This is a genomic window from Actinoplanes sp. NPDC048967 (genome assembly GCF_040649415.1).
Lineage (GTDB): Bacteria > Actinomycetota > Actinomycetes > Mycobacteriales > Micromonosporaceae > Actinoplanes.
On sequence record NZ_JBEZFL010000004.1, the window covers coordinates 740,751 to 760,998 of the forward strand.

At 70.5% G+C, this 20,248-nt stretch carries 16 protein-coding genes and 1 tRNA gene; 8 read left to right on the forward strand and 9 right to left on the reverse strand.

The annotated features are described in order from the left end of the window. Positions 1 to 46: 46 nt before the first annotated feature. Positions 47 to 3,388: an efflux RND transporter permease subunit gene (locus AB0C12_RS21120; protein WP_360550309.1), complete on the reverse strand. Its 3,342-nt coding sequence runs from the start codon at positions 3,386 to 3,388 to the stop codon at positions 47 to 49. Positions 3,389 to 3,524: 136 nt separating this feature from the next. Here AB0C12_RS21120 and AB0C12_RS21125 point away from each other — a divergent pair, with 136 nt between their 5' ends. After that, positions 3,525 to 4,031, forward strand: a complete 507-nt coding sequence (locus AB0C12_RS21125; RefSeq protein WP_360550311.1) for a MarR family winged helix-turn-helix transcriptional regulator — start codon at positions 3,525 to 3,527, stop codon at positions 4,029 to 4,031. A gap of 172 nt (positions 4,032 to 4,203) precedes the next feature. Here the strand turns inward: AB0C12_RS21125 and thrC are convergent, their stop codons facing one another. The 4 genes from thrC to argS all read right to left on the reverse strand — a co-directional run bounded on the left by thrC (position 4,204) and on the right by argS (position 9,692). Beyond that, positions 4,204 to 5,253 (reverse strand): threonine synthase, encoded by a 1,050-nt coding sequence (thrC, locus tag AB0C12_RS21130; RefSeq protein WP_360550313.1) that lies wholly within the window; start codon positions 5,251 to 5,253, stop codon positions 4,204 to 4,206. 79 nt (positions 5,254 to 5,332) lie between these two features. Further along, entirely contained in the window at positions 5,333 to 6,643 is a 1,311-nt protein-coding gene (locus tag AB0C12_RS21135) for a homoserine dehydrogenase (protein ID WP_360550315.1), read from the reverse strand. After that, positions 6,640 to 8,025 carry a diaminopimelate decarboxylase gene (gene lysA, locus AB0C12_RS21140; protein ID WP_360550317.1) on the reverse strand — a complete coding sequence of 462 codons (1,386 nt, stop codon included), beginning with the start codon at positions 8,023 to 8,025 and terminating at the stop codon, positions 6,640 to 6,642. The genes AB0C12_RS21135 and lysA overlap by 4 nt, the downstream gene beginning before the upstream one ends. Positions 8,026 to 8,027: 2 nt before the next feature. Further along, on the reverse strand, positions 8,028 to 9,692 hold the full coding sequence (argS, locus tag AB0C12_RS21145; protein ID WP_360550319.1) for an arginine--tRNA ligase: 1,665 nt from the start codon (positions 9,690 to 9,692) through the stop codon (positions 8,028 to 8,030). 96 nt (positions 9,693 to 9,788) lie between these two features. On the opposite strand from argS, the gene AB0C12_RS21150 reads away from it, so the two are divergent. From AB0C12_RS21150 to AB0C12_RS21160, 3 genes are all read left to right on the forward strand, one after another. Further along, positions 9,789 to 10,598, forward strand: coding sequence for a DUF3105 domain-containing protein (locus AB0C12_RS21150; protein ID WP_360550321.1), 810 nt, complete (start codon positions 9,789 to 9,791; stop codon positions 10,596 to 10,598). Continuing rightward, positions 10,598 to 11,263: a DUF305 domain-containing protein gene (locus AB0C12_RS21155; RefSeq protein WP_360550323.1), complete on the forward strand. Its 666-nt coding sequence runs from the start codon at positions 10,598 to 10,600 to the stop codon at positions 11,261 to 11,263. The genes AB0C12_RS21150 and AB0C12_RS21155 overlap by 1 nt, the downstream gene beginning before the upstream one ends. A gap of 66 nt (positions 11,264 to 11,329) precedes the next feature. Continuing rightward, positions 11,330 to 11,401, forward strand: a tRNA-Arg gene (locus AB0C12_RS21160). A gap of 154 nt (positions 11,402 to 11,555) precedes the next feature. Here AB0C12_RS21160 and AB0C12_RS21165 read toward each other — a convergent pair. Further along, complete coding sequence (locus AB0C12_RS21165) at positions 11,556 to 12,419, reverse strand: hypothetical protein (RefSeq protein ID WP_360550325.1); 864 nt, start codon at positions 12,417 to 12,419, stop codon at positions 11,556 to 11,558. Positions 12,420 to 12,495: 76 nt separating this feature from the next. Next, positions 12,496 to 13,107, reverse strand: a complete 612-nt coding sequence (locus AB0C12_RS21170) for an NAD(P)H-binding protein (protein WP_360550327.1) — start codon at positions 13,105 to 13,107, stop codon at positions 12,496 to 12,498. Between the two features lie 105 nt (positions 13,108 to 13,212). Here AB0C12_RS21170 and AB0C12_RS21175 point away from each other — a divergent pair, with 105 nt between their 5' ends. Genes AB0C12_RS21175 through AB0C12_RS21190 form a run of 4 tightly spaced genes read left to right on the forward strand, consistent with a single transcriptional unit; the run spans position 13,213 to position 15,761 of the window. Beyond that, a complete protein-coding gene (locus AB0C12_RS21175) occupies positions 13,213 to 13,506 on the forward strand; it encodes an antibiotic biosynthesis monooxygenase (protein ID WP_360550329.1) in 294 nt (97 codons plus the stop codon). A 23-nt stretch (positions 13,507 to 13,529) separates the two neighbouring features. Continuing rightward, positions 13,530 to 14,108, forward strand: coding sequence for a helix-turn-helix domain-containing protein (locus AB0C12_RS21180; protein ID WP_360550331.1), 579 nt, complete (start codon positions 13,530 to 13,532; stop codon positions 14,106 to 14,108). A gap of 31 nt (positions 14,109 to 14,139) precedes the next feature. Next, positions 14,140 to 15,099, forward strand: a complete 960-nt coding sequence (locus AB0C12_RS21185) for a hypothetical protein (RefSeq protein WP_360550333.1) — start codon at positions 14,140 to 14,142, stop codon at positions 15,097 to 15,099. Positions 15,100 to 15,107: 8 nt separating this feature from the next. After that, positions 15,108 to 15,761, forward strand: coding sequence for a nucleotidyltransferase domain-containing protein (locus tag AB0C12_RS21190; protein WP_360550335.1), 654 nt, complete (start codon positions 15,108 to 15,110; stop codon positions 15,759 to 15,761). Positions 15,762 to 15,809: 48 nt separating this feature from the next. On the opposite strand, the gene AB0C12_RS21195 is transcribed toward AB0C12_RS21190, so the two are convergent. Both AB0C12_RS21195 and AB0C12_RS21200 read right to left on the reverse strand, forming a co-directional pair. After that, entirely contained in the window at positions 15,810 to 19,175 is a 3,366-nt protein-coding gene (locus AB0C12_RS21195; RefSeq protein WP_360550337.1) for a CARDB domain-containing protein, read from the reverse strand. Between the two features lie 211 nt (positions 19,176 to 19,386). Beyond that, positions 19,387 to 20,193 carry an SDR family NAD(P)-dependent oxidoreductase gene (locus AB0C12_RS21200; protein WP_360550339.1) on the reverse strand — a complete coding sequence of 269 codons (807 nt, stop codon included), beginning with the start codon at positions 20,191 to 20,193 and terminating at the stop codon, positions 19,387 to 19,389. Positions 20,194 to 20,248: the final 55 nt, after the last annotated feature.

Below are 20,248 nucleotides of genomic sequence, written 5' to 3' on the forward strand. Positions count from 1 at the left end.
ATGCGGCGCGGCGGCCGACCCCGCAGGGCCGGCCGCCGCGGCATTGTCAGGCCGGCGGTGGTGTCGCCGGGCGGCGTGGCATCTTCAGGACCTCGAACTGGTCCGTGTAGCCGCGCAGGGCTCCGCTCTGCGGCTCCGCCTCGGCCCGCGCCGGCTGTCCGGCCGGTGCGCCCTCCGGCGCCTCGTGCGCGCCGCCGCTCGAGTCCGGGACCGCGTCGTCGGCCGGAACCGCGCCCCCGGGCTCGTCGGCCGCGTGCTTCGGCGTCTCCGCCGCCTCGGTCGCACCGCTGCGCTTCATCGCCTTGCGGGCCCGGCGCCGTTCGCGCCGGGTGCGGCCCTTCAGCTTGGTGTTCTCCACCATGGTGTAGAGCGCGGGCACCAGGACCAGGGTCAGCAGGGTCGAGCTCACCAGGCCGCCGATGACCACGATGGCCAGTGGCTGCGAGATGAAGCCGCCCTCGCCGGTGAGCCCGAGGGCCATCGGCAGCAACGCGAAGATCGTCGCGATGGCCGTCATCAGGATCGGGCGCAACCGGTGCCGGCCGCCCTCGACGACGGCTTCCTGCACGCCCAGACCCGCCTGGCGGTAGTGGTTGATCAGGTCGAGCAGCACGATCGCGTTGGTGACCACGATGCCGACCAGCATCAGCACACCGATCAGGGCCGGGACGCCGAGCGGGGTGCCCGTCGCCAGCAGCAGCGCGATCGCGCCGGTCGCCGCGAACGGGATGGAGATGAGCAGGATCAGCGGCTGGAGCAGGCTGCGGAACGTGGCCACCATGATCACGAAGACGATCGCGATCGCGGCCAGCACGGCCAGGCCGAGGTCGGCGAACGCGTCCGCCTGGTCCTGGCTGACGCCGCCGATCTCGTAGCTCGCACCGGCCGGCAGCTGCAGCGCGTCGAGCCGCTTGGTCAGCTCCGTCGTGGTCTTGCCGACGTTCGAGCCGGTCGCCGTGCCCTCGACCGTGACGCTGCGGTTGCCGTCGATCCGGGTGACCTCCTCCGGACCGTCGACCTCGGTGATGTCGGCCACCGAGTCGAGGGTGACGAGCTGGCCGCCGGGCGTGGCCAGCGGCAGCTTGCGCAGCGCGTCGGCGCCGGCCGGTGGCGCGCCCAGCGCGACGACGACGTCCTGGCCGACCCCGTTGACGGTGATCTGCCCGGCCGGAGCCGAGCGGAACGCCCCGGCCACCGACTGGCCGATCGCGGCCTCGGTGAGCCCGCGGGCCGCGGCGGCGGCCCGGTCGACCTTGACGTCGAGACGCGGAACGCTCGCCGCGAGCGTGCTGCTCACGTCGGTGACCTCCGGCGTGCCGGCCATCGCGTCCTGCACCTGCTTGGTGGCGGCCGTCAGCGCCTGCTGATCGCCCGCCTGCACCACGACGGCCAGCGCGCTGCCGTCGAAGCCGGTGCCGCTGTCGTTGCCGACGGTGACCTCGCCGACGTCCGTCATCCCCTTGAACTGCTCGCGCAGCTCGTCGGAGACCTTGGCCGCGTCGACGTCCTCCTTGAGCGCCACGTTGAAGCTGGCGCCGCTGGCCCCGCCGGAGCCGACGAACGGGTTGAACTCCCCGTTGCCCACGGTGACCTGGTAGTTCTTGATGTCGTTGCGGGCGGCCAGCACGGTCTCGACCTTCTTGGCCGCCGCGTCGGTGGTCGCCAGGTCGGTGCCCACCGGCAGGTCCTGGGTGAGCGCGATGGTGTCCTGGCCGGACTCGTCGAGGAAGTTCGTCTCGAGCCGGCTGGCCAGGCCGAGCGTGCCGATCAGGATGACCAGGCCGATCGCGATGGTGCTCCAGCGGGTGATCCGGCTGCGGGTCACCCAGCGGATGATCGGCAGGTACGCGCGCTGCAGCGGGCTGCGCAGCTCCTTCTCCTCGGCGGCCCGGCGGACCTCCTCGGACTCGGAACCGCCGGCGGCGGGCCGCAGGAACCAGTACGCGAGCACCGGCACGACGGTCAGCGACACGAACAGCGAGGCGATCAGCGCGACCGTGACCGTGATGGCGAACGGCGCGAAGAGCTGACCGACGAAGCCGCCGACCAGGGCGATCGGGGCGAACACGGCGACCGTGGTGAGCGTGGAGGCGGTGACCGCGCCGGCCACCTCCTTGACGCCGGACGTGATCGCGTGGACCTTCGTCTCGCCGTACCCCAGATGCCGTTTGATGTTTTCCAGCACGACGATCGAGTCGTCGACCACCCGGCCGACCGCGATGGTCAGCGCCCCCAGGGTGAGCAGGTTGAGCGAATAGTCGCCGAGTTTGAGAGCGATGAGCGCGATCACCACGGACAGCGGGATGGACACCGCGGTGACCAGCGTCGAACGCACCGACAGCAGGAACACCAGGATGACGATCACGGCCATGATCAGGCCGAGCAGGCCCTCGGTGGTCAGGCTCTCGATCGACTTCTCGACGAACGGCGCCTGGTCGGTGATGACCGTCAGCTTGGCGTTCGAGGACTTCTCCAGCTCGGCGATCTTGTCGCGGACCTCGTGGGAGATGTTGACCGGGTTGCCGTCCGGCGACGCGGTGACCGCGATGCCGAGGCTCTCGACCCCGTCCGTACGCGTGAACGACGTGGCCGTGGCCAGCTGCTGGTTGACCGAGGCGACGGAGCCCAGGGTGACCGGGCCCTTGCTGCCGCTCAGGTAGAGGCCCTTGAGCTCGTCGATCGTCTGGATCGGCTGGCCCACCTGCACGCTCAGCGAGCGGCTGCCGTCGGTGACCGCACCGGCCGGGATCGAGACGCCGTTGCTCTGCAGCAGGGTGGCGATCGCGCGCGGGTCGACGCCCGCGGCCCCGAGCTTCGCGCGGTCGGGCGTGATCACGATCTGCTGGGCCCGGGTGCCGGTGACGGCCACCTCGCGGACGCCCTCGATGGCGTTGAGCTCGGGCACGACGTTCTGCTGGAGCCGGTTGGCCAGCGCCGCCTGGTCCTTGCCGCCGTCGGACGCGGCCAGAATGATCGCCGGGATGTCGTCGGTGCTGCCGGCGAAGATGGTCGGCTCGACGTCGTCGGGCAGCGTCGGCTGGATCCGGTTGACCGAGGTGGTCAGCTGGTTGACCGCGTTGTCGAGGTCGGTGCCGAACTCGAAGAGGACCTGGATGGTGGCCGAGCCCTCACGGGTGGTGGACGTGATGGTGTCCAGGCCGTCGGCGCCCTTGACGGCGTCCTCGATCGGCTTGGTCACCTGCGCTTCCATGATCTCCGGGCTGGCACCGGGCAGGACCACCCCGATGAACGCGCCCGGGAACTCGAGCGAAGGCAGCAGCTGCTGCTTGAGCGATGGCACCGTGTAGATGCCGAAACCGGTGATCACCACCGCGATGAGGGCGACGAGCCCCCGGTTGGCGAGACTGAGCCTGGTCAGAAACGACATGTGCTCCCCCGTGAAAGTTCGGCCAAGGCATATAGTTTGCCCGACGCGAACAAATGGTTTTCGCCGGGGTCCGCTGATAGCGTCCCGTCACAAGAAGGACGCGCTCCGGCCACCGGCGCGCAACACAGGAGGTGCGGTGGCCGAGAAAGAACGACTCATCGCCGACATTATGGGCGCGCAGCAGCGGCTCCAGCACCTGTTCGCCTATGACCGCTCGGACCCGCTCTTCGCCTCCCAGCTCACCATGCCGCAGCTCAAGATCCTGCTGCTGCTGCACCGCCTGGGTGACACGTCGGGCCGGGAACTGGCCGGACTGCTGGGCGTGAGCCTGGCGACGATGAGCGGCATGGTCGACCGGCTGGTGGCGCACGACCTGGTGACCCGGACGGAGGACCCGCACGACCGCCGGGTCCGCCGGATCACGCTGAGCAGCACCGGCGCCGGGATGATCGCCACCATCATCACGGCCGGGACGGAGAAGCAGACCCGGGTGCTCAAGCGGCTCACGGACGCCGAGCTGCGCACGGTCGCGGAAGCGATGACGGCGATGGTCCGGGCGGCCTCGGAGGAGGCCGAGTCGGCCGCGTGCGGAGTTCCGCCGGCCGCCGACACGCCATCATCCGTCGACGCGGCCCAAACCTGACGCGGCCCCAGCCGGGCGCGGCCCAAACCGGGCGCGGCCCAAACCGGGCGCGGCCCAAACCGGGCGCGGCCCAAACCGGGCGCGGCCCAAACCGGGCGCGGCCCAAACCGGGCGCGGCCCGGACCCGACGCACGGGAGACGGGCGGCAGGTCCGGCGGTGCGCGGCGGGCCGTCAGGCCAGGTCGAGGGCCTGCGCGGCCGCCATCACGTCGTTCCGGATCGTGGTCGGTGAGGGCGCGGTGCTGATCGCCCACTCCGGGTCCTTGAGGCCGTGCCCGGTGACCGTGCAGACCACCGTGCTGCCGGCCGGGATCATCCCCGCCTCGGCCTGCTGCAACAGCCCGGCCACGCTCGCCGCGCTGCCCAGCTCGACGAAGACGCCCACCTCACGGGCCAGCAGCCGGTAGGCCGACAGGATCTCGCGGTCGGTCACGGCCGAGATGAGCCCGCCGGAGCTGTCCCGGGCGTCGAGGGCCTTCGTCCAGCTCGCCGGGTTGCCGATCCGGATGGCCGTGGCGATCGTCGACGGCTCCGGCACCACCTGGCCGTTGACGATCGGGGCCGCGCCCGAGGCCTGGAAGCCGTACATCTTGGGCACGACCTTGCTGTTGCCCGCCTCGTGGTCCTCCTGGTAGCCCATCCAGTACGCGGAGATGTTGCCCGCGTTGCCGACCGGCAGGCAGTGGATGTCGGGCGCGGTGCCGAGCGCCTCGACGATCTCGAAGGCGGCCGTCTTCTGCCCGTGCAGGCGGAAGATGTTGACCGAGTTGACCAGCGAGACCGGGAAGTCCTGGGACAGCTTCGAGGCGAGCGCGAGGCAGTCGTCGAAGTTGCCGTTGACCTGGAGCAGCTTGGCCCCGTGGACCAGCGCCTGGGCCAGCTTGCCGAGCGCGATCTTGCCCTGCGGCACCAGCACCGCGCAGGTCAGCCCGGCCCGGGCGGCGTACGCGGCCGCGGAGGCACTGGTGTTGCCGGTCGAGGCGCAGATGATCGCCTTCGACCCCTCCTCGACGGCCTTGGACACGGCCATCGTCATGCCGCGGTCCTTGAAGGAGCCGGTCGGGTTGGCCCCCTCGACCTTGAGGTAGACGTCCGCGCCCGTGCGCCGGGACAGCACCGGCGCGGGCACGAGCGGCGTGTTGCCCTCATGCAGCGTGACCACCGGGGTGGTCTCCGACACCGGCAGCCGGTCCCGGTACGCCTCGATCAAGCCCCGCCACATGGCACTGCCCCTTCGTCGTCAACCCTGCAAGCATGCCGTACTCACCCGAATACCGAGACTGACCGTCCAGTACGCGGGATCAGGCGCCGCCCTCGACGCGCAGCACGCTGGCGATCGAGCGGACGATGTCGAGCGACCGGAGATCCTCGACGGTGGCCGCCAGGTTCGCGTCCGGCGCACCGTGGGTCACGATCACCAGCGTGGCGTCCTCGTCCCGGCCGGACTGCCGCACCGTCGCGATGGACACCTCGTGCTTGGCGAAGACGCCCGCCACGGTGGCCAGCACACCCTGGCGGTCGGCCACGTCGAGGCTGATGTGGTAGCGCGTGACGGACTCGCCGATCGGACGGATCGGCAGGTGGGCGTACGAGCTCTCGCTCGGCGCGCGGGTGCCCGAGAGCCGGTTGCGGGCCGCCGCCACGATGTCGCCGAGCACGGCGCTGGCGGTCGGCGTACCCCCGGCTCCCCGGCCGTAGAACATCAGCTGCCCCGCGGCCTCGGCCTCGACGAACACCGCGTTGAAGGCGTCGCCGACGCCGGCCAGCGGGTGACTGCGCGGGATCATCGCCGGGTGCACCCGGACGCTGACCGAGTCGGTGCCCGCGGAGTCCGGGCCGCGCTGGGCGATGCACAGCAGCTTGATCGTGCAGCCCATCTCCTTGGCGCTGGCCATGTCGGCCGCCGTCACACCGGTCATCCCCTCGCGGAACACGTCCGCGGCGGTGACCCGGGTGTGGAAGGCGAGCGAGGCGAGGATGGCGGCCTTGGCGGCGGCGTCGAAACCCTCGACGTCGGCGGTCGGGTCGGCCTCCGCGTACCCCAGCTCGGTGGCCTCGTCCAGGGCCTCGCCGAAGCCGGCGCCGGTGGCGTCCATCGACGACAGGATGAAGTTGGTCGTGCCGTTCACGATGCCGGTCACCCGGGTGACACGGTCGCCGTGCAGCGACTCGCGCAGCGGGCGCAGCAGCGGGATCGCACCGGCGACGGCGGCCTCGTAGTAGAGGTCGGCGCCGCCCTCGGCGGCGGCGTCGTGCAGGGTCGCGCCGTCCTCGGCCAGCAGCGCCTTGTTGGCCGTGACCACACTCTTGCCGGCCTTCAGCGACTCGGTGAGCCACGAGCGCGCCGGCTCGATCCCGCCGACCACCTCGATGACCACGTCCACGTCGTCGCGTTTGACCAGGCCGAGCGCGTCGGTGGTGAACAGCGCCGGGTCGATGTCACTGCCGCGCTGCCGGCCCGGCCGGCGCACCGCGATGCCGACGAGCTCCAGCGGGGCGCCGATCCGGGCGGTCAGATCCTCGGACTGCTCGTGCAGCAGGCGCACGACCTCGCTGCCGACAGTGCCGCATCCGAGCAGGGCCAGGCGAACCGCGGGCTTCTCAGAACTCATCCCACATCCAATGCGAGCAGATCATCTTCGGTCTCCCGGCGGACGATCACGCGAGACGCGCCGTCGCGCACGGCGACCACCGGCGGCCGGGGCACGTGGTTGTAATTGCTGGCCATGCTCCGGCAGTACGCACCCGTACCGGGCACGGCGAGAAGATCTCCGGGCTGCACGTCGGCGGGCAGGAATTCATCCTTCACGACAATGTCCCCGGATTCACAATGCTTTCCCACGACGCGGGCGAGCAGTGGGGGCGCGTCGGACTCGCGACCGGCCAGCGTGGCCGAGTACGAGGCGTCGTAGAGGGCGGTGCGGATGTTGTCGCTCATCCCGCCGTCCACACTCACGTACGTCCGGATGCCGTCGACGTCCTTGACCGTGCCCACCTCGTACAGGGTGAACACGGCCGGTCCGACGATGGCCCGGCCGGGCTCGATCGAGAGCTTGGGCCGCCGCAGATTTTCCGCCGCGCACTCGGCGTCGACGATCTTGTTGATCCGCTTGGCCAGGTCGCCGGCCGGCGACGGGTCGTCCTGGGTCGTGTAGGCGATGCCGAAGCCGCCGCCGAGATCGAGCTCCTCGAGCTCGACGCCGCGCGCGTCACGGATCTGCGCCTGCAGCTCGAGCACCCGCCGGGTGGCGACCTCGAAGCCGGACGTGTCGAAGATCTGCGAGCCGATGTGCGAGTGCAGCCCGTGCAGGTCCAGCACGCCCTCGTCGAGGACCCGGATCGCCGCCTCGAACGCGGCCCCGCCGGCCAGCGAGAAGCCGAACTTCTGGTCCTCGTGCGCGGTGGCGATGAACTCGTGGGTGTGCGCCTCGACGCCGACGGTGACCCGGATCAGCACCTTGGGCCGCTTGCCGCTCTCCCGGGCCAGCGCGGTCAGCCGGTCGATCTCCTGGAACGAGTCCAGGATGATCCGTCCGACGCCCGCGTCCAGCGCCCGGGTCAGCTCGGAGATCGACTTGTTGTTGCCGTGGAAGCCCATCCGCTCGGCCGGGAAACCGGCGGCCAGCGCGACGGCCAGCTCGCCGCCGGAGCAGACGTCGAGGAAGAGGCCCTCCTCGTCGATGACCTTGACCACGGCCTTGCAGAGAAACGACTTGCCCGCGTAGTAGACATCCGCGCCGGCGAAGGCGGCCGCGAAGTCGCGGCAGCGCGAGCGCAGGTCGTCCTCGTCCAGGAAGTACGCCGGAGTGCCGTGCTCGGCGGCCAGATCGAGCACGCTCACGCCGCCGATCTCCAGGGCCCCGGCCTCGGCGCGGCGCACGGTCCGCGGCCAGAGCTGCGGCACGAGCGCGTTCACGTTCTGCGGGGTACGCAGCCACGCCGGTCCCCGGTTGCCGATGTCGCCGTGCAGCGCCCCGGCCTCATGTGCCCGCATGACTACATCCTCTCGGGGGCGGAGACGCCCAGCAGTGCCAAACCGTTCGCGATCACCGTTCGGGTGGCGTCATTCAGCCACAGGCGGGAGCGTTGCAGGTCGGTGATCGGTTCGTCGCCCACGGGAAGCACCCGGCACTGGTCGTAGAACCGGTGGTAATCGCCGGAGAGCTTCTCCAGGTAGTGGGCGATCCGGTGGGGCTGGCGCAGCTCGGCGGCGGTGGCCACCTCGTCGGGGTAGGACGCCAGCCGCTTGAGCAGGCTGTGCTCCTTCTCGTGGCTCAGCAGCTCGGGGTGGAAGTCGTCCGGTTCGCCCCGGGTCAGGCCGACGTCGGCGGCGTTGCGCGCGACCCCGGCCGTCCGTGCCGCGACATAACGGACGTAGTGCACCGGGTTGTCGTTGCTGGCCCGCGTCCACTGGGCGATGTCGATGTCGATCGGCGAGTCGGAGGAGAACCGGGCCAGGGCATACCGGGCCGCGTCGACACCGAGCGCGTCGACGAAGTCCTCCAGCGTGATGACCGTGCCGGCCCGCTTGCTCATCCGCAGCGGCTCGCCGTCGCGGACCAGGTTGACCAGCTGGCCGATGAGGATCTCGAGGTTGGCGTCCGGATCGTCGCCGAAACACGCCGCCATGGCCTTCATCCGGCCGATGTAACCGTGGTGGTCGGCGCCCAGCATGATCACGACCCGGTCGAAGCCACGCTTGCGCTTGTCCAGGTAGTAGGCACAGTCCGCGGCGAAGTACGTCCAGTCGCCGTCGGACTTGCGCAGCACCCGGTCCTTGTCGTCACCGAAGTCGGTGGTCCGCAGCCAGGTGGCGCCGTCGGCCTCGTAGATGTGCCCCTGCTCGCGCAGCCGGTCCAGGGCCTCCTGCAGCTCACCCCGGTCGTGCAGGTCCTTCTCGTTGAAGTACGTGTCGAAGTGCACGCCGAACTCGTCCAGCGACTGCCGGATCTCGGCGAACATCAGCTTGACGCCCTCGACCCGGAACACCTCCAGCGCCTCGTCCTCACCGAGCTTCAGCGTGTCCGGGGCCTCGGCCAGCACCGCGGTGGCGATCTCCGCGATGTAGGCGCCGCCGTAGCCGTCCTCGGGGGCCGGCTCACCCTTGGCCGCCGCGTACAGCGAACGGGCGAACCGGTCGATCTGCGAACCGGCGTCGTTGAAGTAGTACTCCGTGCCGACGTCGGCGCCGGCGGCCCGCAGCAGCCGGGACAGGGCGTCACCGACAGCCGCCCAGCGCACCCCGCCGATGTGCACGGGACCGGTGGGGTTGGCCGAGACGAACTCCAGGTTGATCCGCTGGCCGGCCAGGCGGTCGGTGCGGCCGTACTCCTGTCCCGCCAGCACCACGTCGCGCGCCAGCACCCCGGCCGCGGCCGCGTCCAGGCGGATGTTGAGGAAGCCGGGCCCCGCGATCTCCACCGACTTGATGCCGGGACGGCTGCTGAGCTCGTCGGCGAGGGCCGCGGCCAGCTCACGCGGCGCGACACCGGCCTTCTTGGCGAGCTGCATCGCCATGGTCGACGCGTAGTCGCCGTGCTCGGGGTTTCGGGGTCGCTCCACCGTCGTGGTCTCCGGCAGCAGGGAGACATCCAGGCCGCGGGTGACGAATACGGCACGCGCAGCTGTGAGAACGGTGGAAGCGAGGTCAGCGGGAGTCACTGAGCCATGCTATCCGGGTAGACTTTGCCGCCCGGCGGCGTACCGGGGCCTGCTCGCGGGCCCGGCCCGACCTTTCCATCGGATTGACGAGGAACGATGAGCATGAGCACCCCGGGACCCGAGCGGGTCCCGTCCACCGTGAAGGTCGACAAGACGTCGGGCCAGGGCAAGCCGCCCGCGAAGTCCGCCGGGGCCAAGTCCGCCGGGGCCAGGTCCGGAACCCGCCCGGGCGCCCGCCCGCAGGGCAAGGGCGGCAAGGGCCGCAAGCCCACCGCGCCGGTGACGGTCAAGGGCAGCCGCAACTGGGGCCCGATCGCGGTGGCCGGTGTGGTCGTGCTGATCGCGGTCGGCATCATCGGGTACGGCGTGTTCGCCTCGATCAAGGGCACCGAGTCCTGGCAGGACAAGGCGGCCGGGATCGAGGGCGTGGTCAACTACCGCGCTCAGAACAACCCGGCGATCAACGCGCAGGACCACAAGGAGGGCCCGCTCACGTACGTGACGAACCCGCCGGTGGGTGGCGCGCACAACGCCCGGTGGCAGAACTGCATGGGCGACGTGTACGCCCAGCCGATCGCCAACGAGCACGCCGTGCACAGCCTCGAGCACGGCGCCGTCTGGGTGACGTACAAGCAGGGTCTCGCCGCCGACCAGGTCGCCAAGCTCCAGGAGAAGGTCCAGGGCCGGGACTACATGCTCATGAGCCCGATCGCGAACCTGGACAAGAACATCTCCCTGCAGGCGTGGGGCTACCAGCTCAAGGTCGACAACGCCGACGACAAGCGCATCGACCAGTTCATCCAGGCGCTGCGCCTGAACGCGTCACTGGAGCCGAACGCCGCCTGCTCGAGCGGCAACACCTCGACCGGCCCGCTGCAGGCCGCAGCTCCTCCCGCGGGCAACTGATGACAGTCTCGACCGAGTCGACCGCCCCGGCCGAAGCCGACGCGAACGACACCACTCCGGCCGGCCGCCACCGGTTCGGGGCGGCGTGGCTCGCCGCCGTACTGGTCTTCGGCCTGCTCGTCGGGCTGGCCATCGGCCTGCTCGGCCCGCGCCTGACCACCCCCGGCGACGACTCGGTCGAGGCCGGCTTCCTGCGCGACATGAGCACCCACCACGCCCAGGCGGTGGAGATGTCGATGATCGCCCACGCCGGCTCGACCGACCCGGAAGTCATCTCCCTGAGCGCGGACATCGCCCTGACCCAGCACGGCCAGATCGGCTACATGCAGGCCTGGCTGCGCGACTGGCACCTGAGCCCGACGGCGTCGACACCCCCGATGACCTGGATGAAGGACTCGGCGGGCTCGGTGCAGAACGGCCTGATGCCGGGCATGGCCACCCCGGCCCAGCTGGCCGACCTGCGCAAGGCGACCGGCAAAGCCCTGGACGTGCAGTACCTGACCCTCATGCGCCAGCACCACCTGGGCGGCATCCACATGGCCCAGGAGATCCTCGAGGAGTCGGACAACGCCGACGTCACCTGGCTGGCGGAGTCCCAGGTCCGCAACCAGCAGGGCGAGATCAACCTGATCGACTCGATGCTGAAGAAGATCCAGGCGACCTGACCGGCGGCGCGCCGCGGAACCGATTGGCGAGGGATCCGCGGCGCCTGCTAGGCTCAGTTCCGCTGAGCCCCCGTAGCTCAGGGGATAGAGCGTCGCCCTCCGGAGGCGAAAGCGCAGGTTCGAATCCTGCCGGGGGCACCCCAGGCTTAGCATTGACAACAAGGCCACTGACCAGGCGAGAGCCGGTCGGTGGCCCTTCTTGTATCTCCGGTTGTTGCCGGGTCGCGCGGCGACGATGCCGGCCTGGCGGAGAGGCTCCGGTGTTGCCGAGCACCCAGCACGGTTGACGCCCTCACGCATGGGTCATCCGAACGTCCGCACCCGCCGACACCACCAGCGATCCTGGCGGTAGCGCCGCCCTGTCGCTCCAGTCGCCCGCACCATCGTCGAGTGCCAACATCGCCTGCAGCGTCGCCGAGCCCGGTTGGTCGACACTGGCGACGAAGACCCGGACGACGGACCCCACCGCGGCTCGGTCGACGTGTACGACAGTCCGCAGGACTGGTCCGGGTCGCGACGACACCGACTGCTGTGGGAAGTAGTAGGTGATCGACGACGACGGGGGTGTGAGGCTCACACAGAGCCACAGCGTACGGCCGCGCGGAGCGGTCCCCGTCGTTTGGAACTCGACCGCGAGGTCCGGCCCGCAACACTGCTCGCCGTCCGGCGGACGAACGTCGACCTCCGCCACGACACTCCCGCTGGGCAGGGTCTGGGTCGAGTCCACTCCGGAGGACTTCTTGTCTCCAGCGTCCCGGCTGTTCCACACCACCCAACCGATCGCCCCGCAAGCCACGAGCGCCACAAGCCCGGCCATCGCTGCCAACGCCCATCCAGGCCGCCATCCGCGACGGACCGACCCTTTGGCCGCCGGTTGCTCGACCGGTCCGACCTGTGGTCCTGACGGCCGAGGGGTGACAGCCAAAGCCTCGAGTTCTGCGACCAGATCCCCTCGGCCGATGACCCGAAGCGCCTCGGGCAGGCCGGCCAGCCGTTTGCGGTCCGCCAACCAATCCCAGACGACGCGGGGCCCGTCCCCGTCCGTGGCCCCGGCGTACTCGTGGCGCGGCATGCCGACCTCGTCGGCCAGGTCGCGCCAGCTCCCGCCCAGCCGTTTCAGGTACTCGCGTTTCGCTGCTGGCGGGTAAGGGCTCATCGGTCTCCCCATGGCTGTCAGACGAGGGAGCATACCGTTGTCGCTGCGTCACCCTGATCTCGTCGAGCGCGACCGTTCACGAGGTGATGGCCACGGCTCGGCGCGGGTAGGCGTTGTCGTGAAGCTCGGTGAGCATGAACTCCGCGAGGTCGGCGCGGGACACCTTGGCGGTGAAGGAAAGCCGGAGGTTGGTGCCGACGTGGTAGGTGCCCGTGCGAGGCCCGTTCGTGAGGACCGGTGCGCGGATCACGGTCCACTGGGTGTCGCTGTCCCGGACGAGAGCTTCCATCTGTTCCTTGTCCCGGAGCACCGCCCGTTCGAGCAGCCATGACGCGGTGACGTAGGCGCTGCGGTCGCGGCTTTCGGCGACGCCGTAGTTGCTCAAGATGATCAGCCGACGGAGGCCGTTGCCGGCTGCGGCGGCCAGCACCGTACGGATGCCTTCGGTGCACACGTCGGGGCCTCGCCGTCGCCGGCCCAGGGTGCTGATGATCGCGTCGGCACCCTTGAGTGTCAGGGTCACCGCCGCGAGATCACGCACGTCGCCGCCGACCACGCGGAGCTGCGCGTGCGGGCCGATCCGGGACGGATCGCGGGTGAGCGCGCTGACCTCGTGGCCGTCCCGCAGGGCTTGCCCGACGACGACGCGGCCCGCGCGGCCGGTCCCGCCGAAGATGGCCAACCGCAATTGATGCTCCTCACATGGGGATGACGAACTTATCCGGGACGCCTGTCCCGCTTAGTTGTTACAGTGCCGATGGCCGCATCGGACGTCAACCCTTGGGAGCCAGTCATGCTGATCGTCGCCGGAGCCGGCTACGTCGACCCCGACCACCGCGATGCACTCCTGGAGAGCCTCACCCCGGCTCTCCGTCGGAACCGGGCCGCCGCCGGATGCCTGGACTACGTGGTCGCGGCCGACCCGGTCGAGCCCGATCGGGTCACCATCTACGAGCGATGGGAATCGGAGGCCCACCTCAACGCCCACCTGGCCGGCGTCGCGCGGACCGCGCCGCCGATGCCGGACGTGCGCAGCGTGGAGCTCGTCCGGTACGAGATCAGCGCCTCCGACCCGCTCCGAGGCTGAGCAAGCGGCTTACCATCGCAACGATGAGCACCGACGCGGGCGCGAAGGCGGCCCGGCCCCAGCGTGCCGACGGCCGGCGCAATCAGGCGCGGGTCCTGGAAGAGGCCTTCGCCGCCTTCGCAGCGCACGGCGCCGCGGTGCCGATCCGCGAGATCGCCCGCCGAGCCGGCGTGAGCACTGGCACCGTCACCCGGCACTTCCCCACCAAGGAGGCGCTCTTCCGGGCGGTTGCGCTGCACCGGATCGAACACCTCGTCCGCAGCGCGGAGGACATCGCCGCCCGGGAGGCTCCGGCGACCGCGTTCTTCACCTTCTTCGCGTTCCTGGTACGGCAGAGCGCAGCCGATCACGCCGTCGGTGACGCCCTCACCGGTGCTGGCTTCGATCTCCAGGCCGCGGCGTCGACAGCCATCAGCGACTTCGGCGCGGCCATGACCGGCCTGCTCAGCCGGGCACAGCAGGCCGGAACGGTCCGCGCCGACGTCGACACCGCGGACATCAAGGCCCTCATCGCCGGCTGCATCGCCCGTGACGACGACGGCGCCGCCCAGCAGCGCATGATCGAGATCGCCTGCGACGGGCTCCGGCCCCGCCGGGGCTGACGGGGTAGCGGGTAGGCCACAGACTGTCCTCATGGCCGAAGACACGCCGCTGACGCCGGCGGTCCCCCGGTGGCAGCGGACGCTGGTGCGGTGGCTGGGTCCCGCCGTGTGCGGGGTGGCGCTCAACCAGCTCGCCGACGTCGTGCCCTATGTGGTCGTGGCCGGGGCGCTCTTGCTGGTCGCGATCCTGTACGGGCTCAGCCGGCTGGACGCCACGGCGCCGCTGGTGCGGGGTCTGCCGAGGATGCTGCTGCGGGTCATCACGGCCGGGATCGTGGCGGCCCTGCTGCTGCCGGCGTCCTGGTCCCGGCCGGTCGTCGGGACGCTGATCCTGCTGATCGTTCTGCTCGTCCTGCTCACCCCGCAGCGAGGTACCGTGCTCGCGTCACTGATCGGGATCAGCGTCTTCACGTACGGCGTCAGCCTGGTTTTCCTAGCCCCGGCACCGACCGCTCCCGGTCTGCTCGTGGCCGTCTTCGTCTCCTTCGGCGTCATGATCTCGCTGGCCGGGCTGGCCGTGCTGAGCCGTCCCGAACGGGTGGTCCGCCCGGCCGGGCTGACCATGGCCGGCCTGCGACGCCTTCGCCGGTTCGTCGCCGAGGGGCCGGGATCCGGCCTGCTCATCAGCCTCAACGGCGTCATCGTGGTGCTCTGCGTCCTCGCGCTGACGACCGGGGAGCATGTGGCAGCCACCGTTCTGGCCCTGTTCTCCGCGCTCTGCCTGGCCGGCGTGGAGGTCGTCCTGTGGTTGCCGGAACGCCACAGCCCGTTCGTCGGGGTACTGCTTGCCCTGGCCGGGGTGTCGCTCACCGCGGTCGGCACCTTGATCGGCCTCACCGGTGACGGGCGGGAACTCATCACGGTGCCGCTGCTGGCCACGATGGGGCTGGCGCTGGCCGTCGGTGGGCTCACGCTGCTCGACGCGACCGGCGCACTCCCCCGGCTTCGCCAACGGTTGACCTACCTGATCACACCGCGCCGGGAGCCTTAGGGGGCGGCATGGACGCGTTGACCGATGCCCGGGATCTGGTGGCCGAGCGGTTCCCGAACGCCACCTGGGCGATGCTCACCGGCAGCGTGCTCGGTCCCGACCGGACGGCCGGCTCCGACCTGGACATCGTGGTGCTGCGGGAGGAGCCCGGCTTTCGCGAGAGTCTCTACTTCCGCGGGTGGCCGGTGGAGTTGTTCGTGCACACGCCGGACCGGCTGGCCGGCACCCTCGAGAGGGAGCTGGCCCAGCGGAAGCCGAGCACACATCGGATGATCGCGCTGGGCGTACCGCTGCGCGGTGATCCAGGAGATCTGGCGGGGCGGTGCGCGCGGGTCCTGGCCGACGGGCCGCCTCCGCTGACCGCGGCCGAGGGCGACCGCCTGCGGTACGGCCTGACCGACCTGCTCGATGACCACAAGCACGCCGTGGACGTCGGCGAACGTGCGGTGATCGCCGCCGCGGTCTGGACCGAGTCGGCCCGCGTGGCCCTGGCGTTCGCCGGGCGGTGGCTCAGCAGTGGCAAGTGGTTGCTGCGCGAGCTGCGGGCCCTCGACCCGGACTTCGCCGACCGGTGGCTGGCCGCCCGGGATGAACCGGCTGCATTCGCTGCGGAGGTGCTCGCGAAGGCCGGCGGTCCTCTGTTCGAGGGCTATCGGGCTTGAGAAGGGCCCCCGGCCGGAACGGCCGGGGGCCACCTGTGGCAGAACGGGCTAGCTGCCGGCGATAGTGAACTGCGAGCCCGGCTGAATCACGACGTTGCCGTCGGCCGAGTTCGTGATGGTCACGTTGGACAGGGTCGCGTTGCCGCGGGCGCCGCTCATCGCCAGGATGCCCGCGCCGTTATTGGACTTGTCGATGCGGACGTTGGTGATGGCGACGTTCGGCATGTTGCCGCCGCCGTTCTTGAACTGGATGCCGTCGTAGGTCGAGTCGACGATGTCCGTGTCGCGGATCGTCACCCCGGTGATGTCCTTCGTGGACGGGAAGAGGGTGATCGCCCCGAACTCCTGGTCCTCGTTCCAGAAAGCGCCGCCGGTGCGGTACAGGCCGTTGTTGGCGATCAGGGTCGTCCCGCCGAACGGCAGCGGGCTGTGGTCGGTGGCCAGCATGATGCCCGGGTAGTTCATCGTGTCGGACACCAGGTTGTTCTCGATCGAGTTGTTCGAGCCGCCGTAGATGGCGATGCCGTTGGCCCGCCACGGCAGCTGCACTGTGTTGTTGAGGAAGTGGTTGTTCGAAGCGATGTCGACCGCCTGGTCCTTCACGTACGGGTTGGCCCACACCGCCAGCGAGTCGTCGCCGGTGTAACGGAAGGACGAGTTGAAGACCTTCGAGTTACGCGTACCGTTGGAGAAGTTGATCCCGTCCGCGAAGGTGTTGCGAATCCGCATGCCGGAGAATTCCAGGCCGTCGCCCGGGTTCCAGTAGGCCGGGGTGTCGGAGTAATCGCGGCCGACCCAGGCGCCGACGTTGACGTGCTCGATCCACACGTTGGTGATCTTCGTGTTCTTGCCGAACCGGCCGTTGAGGCCGTGGCCGCGGTTGGCCCGGTTCGTGGTCATGCCGAAGATGGCCAGGTCGGAGATCTGGGTGTTGTCGTCGATGTCGAAGCCGACATTGCCCTCGTGCGGATGGTTGATGTTGCCGGTGACGTTCTGCGGCTCGGTGGTCGTGTAGAGCTGCGAGTGCCACATGCCGGCGCCGCGGATCACGGCGTTGCGGATACCGCGCTGGTTGTACTGGCCGCGGGCCGGGTCCGGCGAGAGGATCTTCTGCTCCTGGCGCCATTGCCCGGCCGGGATCCACACGCAGCTGATCACCCCGTTCTGGTCGTCGGTCACCGCCCGCTGGATCGCGGCGGAGTCGTCGACGCCGTCGTCGGGCACCGCGCCGTAGGTGGTGATCGAGGTGCAGTCGGCCGGCTTGCTCGCGGCCGGAGCGACCTGCTCCAGGTCGATCAGGTCGACGACGTAGAAGGCGGCGTTGTCACCGGAGTCCCGCTGCAACTTGAACTTCGTGCCGGCCGGGTAGGACTGGGCCAGCAGCGCGTGCGACTCGTCGAACAGCCGGCGCGCGTCGGCCGACGGTGAGTTCGACAGCGACTCGGTGTCGTCGGTGGTGCCGTAGAGCCAGCTGTTGCGGGACGAGAGCGTCAGCTTCTGCACGAAGGTGTCGTTCGCGTACAGGCTCAGGGTTGCGGTCTGGCCGCCACCGCCCGGCGCGTCCGGGATGCTGTTGCGCACCACGATGGAGTTGGCCTGGTTGGTCGACGTGAACTCGACGAACTGACCGGTGCCGCTGAGCCGCACCGACTTGCGGCCCGAGGACTCGGTGGCGAAGTTGGTGTGCCCGAACGTGCGCAGCGGATCCGTCTCCAGCAACGTGCCCTGGTAGCGGGCCGCCTCCGCCTCGTACTCGGTGTACGGCACCGCGGCCCCGCGGCCGACGACGATCGAGCGGGCCAGCGTGTTGTTGTTCTCGTTCGTCTCCGCGACGGCGTTGCTCACGTCGGCCGTGGCGGTGAGGGTGGCCCCGCCGTTGGTGGCGGTCCAGGTGCCGCTGATCGCCACGTTCGCCGTTGCCCCGGCCGCGATCGCCGGGGTCGCGCCGGTCAGCGTGGTGCCGCCGATGACCAGGCGGGTGCTGGACGCGCCGGCCGCGGAGGTGCCTCGGTTGTTGACCGCGACGGTGAACGAGACCGCGGCACCGGCGGCCGGGCTCGCCGGGTTGGAGGTGATGCCGGTGACCTGCAGGTCCGGGCCCGGGGCCTGGCCGACCACCAGCTGCGTCGCCGCCGTGAAGGTGTTGTTGTCGTTGTTCTGCTCGGCGACCGTGTTGGCCGGGTCGGCCACCGCCGCGACGCTGTAGCTGCCCATCGGCTGTGCCCCGACGTTCGCCGAGACCGTGGCCGAGGCGCCGGCCGCGAGCGCGCCCACCGGCGCACTGCCCACGACCGTGCCGCCCAGCTTGAAGTCCACCTTGGTCGCCGCGGCGGCCGCGGTGCCCTGGTTCTTCACGGTGGCGGAAAGGGTGATCGGCGCAGCCTCGCTCGGCGCCGCCGGGGTCCAGGTCGCCGCGGTGACGACCAGGTCCGGGTTCGGCGCCGCGGTGCCGAGCACCTGCAGGTCGGCGACCTGCCCGCCGGGTGCGCCGGTGTTGCTGAAGATCTGCAGCTGCACATCCGCGACCCGGCCGGTGACCGGGATGGTGACCGCGTTCTGGTTCGTCGCCGGGTTGAACGTGTAGTCGGCCCGGGCCTTCAGGGAGGTGAACCCGGTGGCGGTCTGCGCGCGGCCGAGGACCTGGATGCTCTGGGTACGCGTACCCCAGACCGGGTCGGGGTTGAGCTTGACCACCACGCCCGTGACGTCGGCGTCGGCACCGAGCTTGACGGTCAGCGTGGCCGGGAAACCGTTGGACTCCCAGTAACTGGTCGGGCTGGTGTCGTTGGCGTTACCGGCGACGAAGGTGAAGATCGACGACGACGCCTCGATCGGCTTGCCGCCGGCCAGGTTCGTCCCGGTCGGCGGGTCCGGATCGGGGTCGGGATCCGGGTCGGTGCCGGCGACGCCGTAGACCTCCAGTTCGGACAGTTGCGCGGCGGGCCAGCCGGTGTTGCCGGTGATGACCACCCGCACGTACCGGACGGTCGCCGCGGTAAAGTTGATCGTCACGGTGTTGCCCGAGGCCGGGTCGAAGACCCGTCCGGCCGAGCCGGACAGCACGCTGAAGCTGCTGCCGGTGGTGCTGCCCTGCAGGCTGAGCGTCTGGGTACGGGCGCCCCACGCGGTCGCGGGCGGCAGCTTCAGGACGGCCTGATCGAGGGCGACGGCGCTGCCGAGGTCGATCTGCACCCACTGCGGGAACGCGTTGGACGGGCTCTCCCAGTAGGTCTGCGCGTTGCCGTCGTTGACGTTGGCCGCGCCGTACGGGCCGTTGGCGCCGCTGGCGGAGGCTGACTTGCCGGCGGCGAGGTTCGGGCCGCCGGCGGCGAGGGCCGGGGTGGGGACGAGCGCGGCGGCGGCGACGAGACCGGCCGCGAACAGGCTGCTGACCAGCCGTCTCCTGAGCTGCATGGGTTTCATGGCGTCCTTGTCCGTGAGGGCAACAGGGGGAATGACGCGACTTTTTCGACAGGAACCACGAAAATTGCGGGCTTACTGTCGAGTTCTTGCGGGGCGGGCATTCAATGTTGCAGATGCTTCACTGGTTCGTCAACGCCCGGAAACACATACGACATCGGCCCGCCCGGCAGAGCCGGACGGGCCGATCGGCACAGCGCGGGGATCAGGCGGTCTCCGCCACCGCCCGCCAGGCCTCCCAGGTGGCGAGCCGATCGCGGTACGCACGCTCGGCCACCGCGTACGGGAACGAGCCCAGGAACAGGCGCAGCGGCGGCTCCGGCGCGTCGACCAGGGTCAGAATCGCCGCGGCGGTCGAGGCGGGATCGTTCGGCGCCCGGTTGGCCGCCCCCGCCCGCCGTGCCTCCCGGATCGGCTCGTACGCGGCGATCGGCTCGGTGTGCACGGCCGACGCGCCCGACCAGTCGGTGCCGTATGGGCCCGGCTCGACGATCGTGACCTTGACGCCCAGCGGTGCGACCTCCTGGGCCAGCGACTCGCTCAGTCCCTCCAGCGCCCACTTCGACGCGTGGTAGAGACCCAGCGTCGGGAACGCCGCGACGCCGCCGATGCTCGACACCTGCAGGATGTGGCCGGCCGCCTGGGCCCGCATGATCGGCAACACTGCCTGGGTCACCCACAACGCCCCGAACAGGTTGGTCTCCAGCTGCGCGCGGGCCTGCTCCTCGGTGGTCTCCTCCACCATGCCGAACAGTCCGTAGCCGGCGTTGTTGACCGCGACGTCGAGGCGACCGAAGTGCCGGGCCGCCTGCTCGACCGCCGCGAACGCCGCTGGGCGGTCGGTGACGTCGAGGGCCAGCGGGAGGACGCTGTCGCCGTACGCGTCGATCAGGGGTTTGAGGTCTTGAGGGTGCCGGGCCGTGGCGGCGACGCGGTCGCCGCGGCTGAGGGCCGCGGCCGCCCAGACGTTGCCGAGGCCGCGGGCCGCGCCGGTGATGAACCATGTCTTCATGAGCTCCACGCTCGCTCCGGCGGGTGGCGGTAGCCAGTACCGTGGCCGGGCTACC

Coding starts and splice junctions, on each gene's coding strand:
- AB0C12_RS21120 (WP_360550309.1), bottom strand. CDS start 3,388: ATGTCGTTTCTGACCAGGCTCAGTCTCGCCAACCGGGGGCTCGTCGCC.
- thrC (WP_360550313.1), bottom strand. CDS start 5,253: ATGTGGCGGGGCTTGATCGAGGCGTACCGGGACCGGCTGCCGGTGTCG.
- AB0C12_RS21135 (WP_360550315.1), bottom strand. CDS start 6,643: ATGAGTTCTGAGAAGCCCGCGGTTCGCCTGGCCCTGCTCGGATGCGGC.
- lysA (WP_360550317.1), bottom strand. CDS start 8,025: ATGCGGGCACATGAGGCCGGGGCGCTGCACGGCGACATCGGCAACCGG.
- AB0C12_RS21150 (WP_360550321.1), top strand. CDS start 9,789: ATGAGCATGAGCACCCCGGGACCCGAGCGGGTCCCGTCCACCGTGAAG.
- AB0C12_RS21155 (WP_360550323.1), top strand. CDS start 10,598: ATGACAGTCTCGACCGAGTCGACCGCCCCGGCCGAAGCCGACGCGAAC.
- AB0C12_RS21165 (WP_360550325.1), bottom strand. CDS start 12,419: ATGAGCCCTTACCCGCCAGCAGCGAAACGCGAGTACCTGAAACGGCTG.
- AB0C12_RS21175 (WP_360550329.1), top strand. CDS start 13,213: ATGCTGATCGTCGCCGGAGCCGGCTACGTCGACCCCGACCACCGCGAT.
- AB0C12_RS21180 (WP_360550331.1), top strand. CDS start 13,530: ATGAGCACCGACGCGGGCGCGAAGGCGGCCCGGCCCCAGCGTGCCGAC.
- AB0C12_RS21185 (WP_360550333.1), top strand. CDS start 14,140: ATGGCCGAAGACACGCCGCTGACGCCGGCGGTCCCCCGGTGGCAGCGG.
- AB0C12_RS21190 (WP_360550335.1), top strand. CDS start 15,108: ATGGACGCGTTGACCGATGCCCGGGATCTGGTGGCCGAGCGGTTCCCG.
- AB0C12_RS21195 (WP_360550337.1), bottom strand. CDS start 19,175: ATGCAGCTCAGGAGACGGCTGGTCAGCAGCCTGTTCGCGGCCGGTCTC.
- AB0C12_RS21200 (WP_360550339.1), bottom strand. CDS start 20,193: ATGAAGACATGGTTCATCACCGGCGCGGCCCGCGGCCTCGGCAACGTC.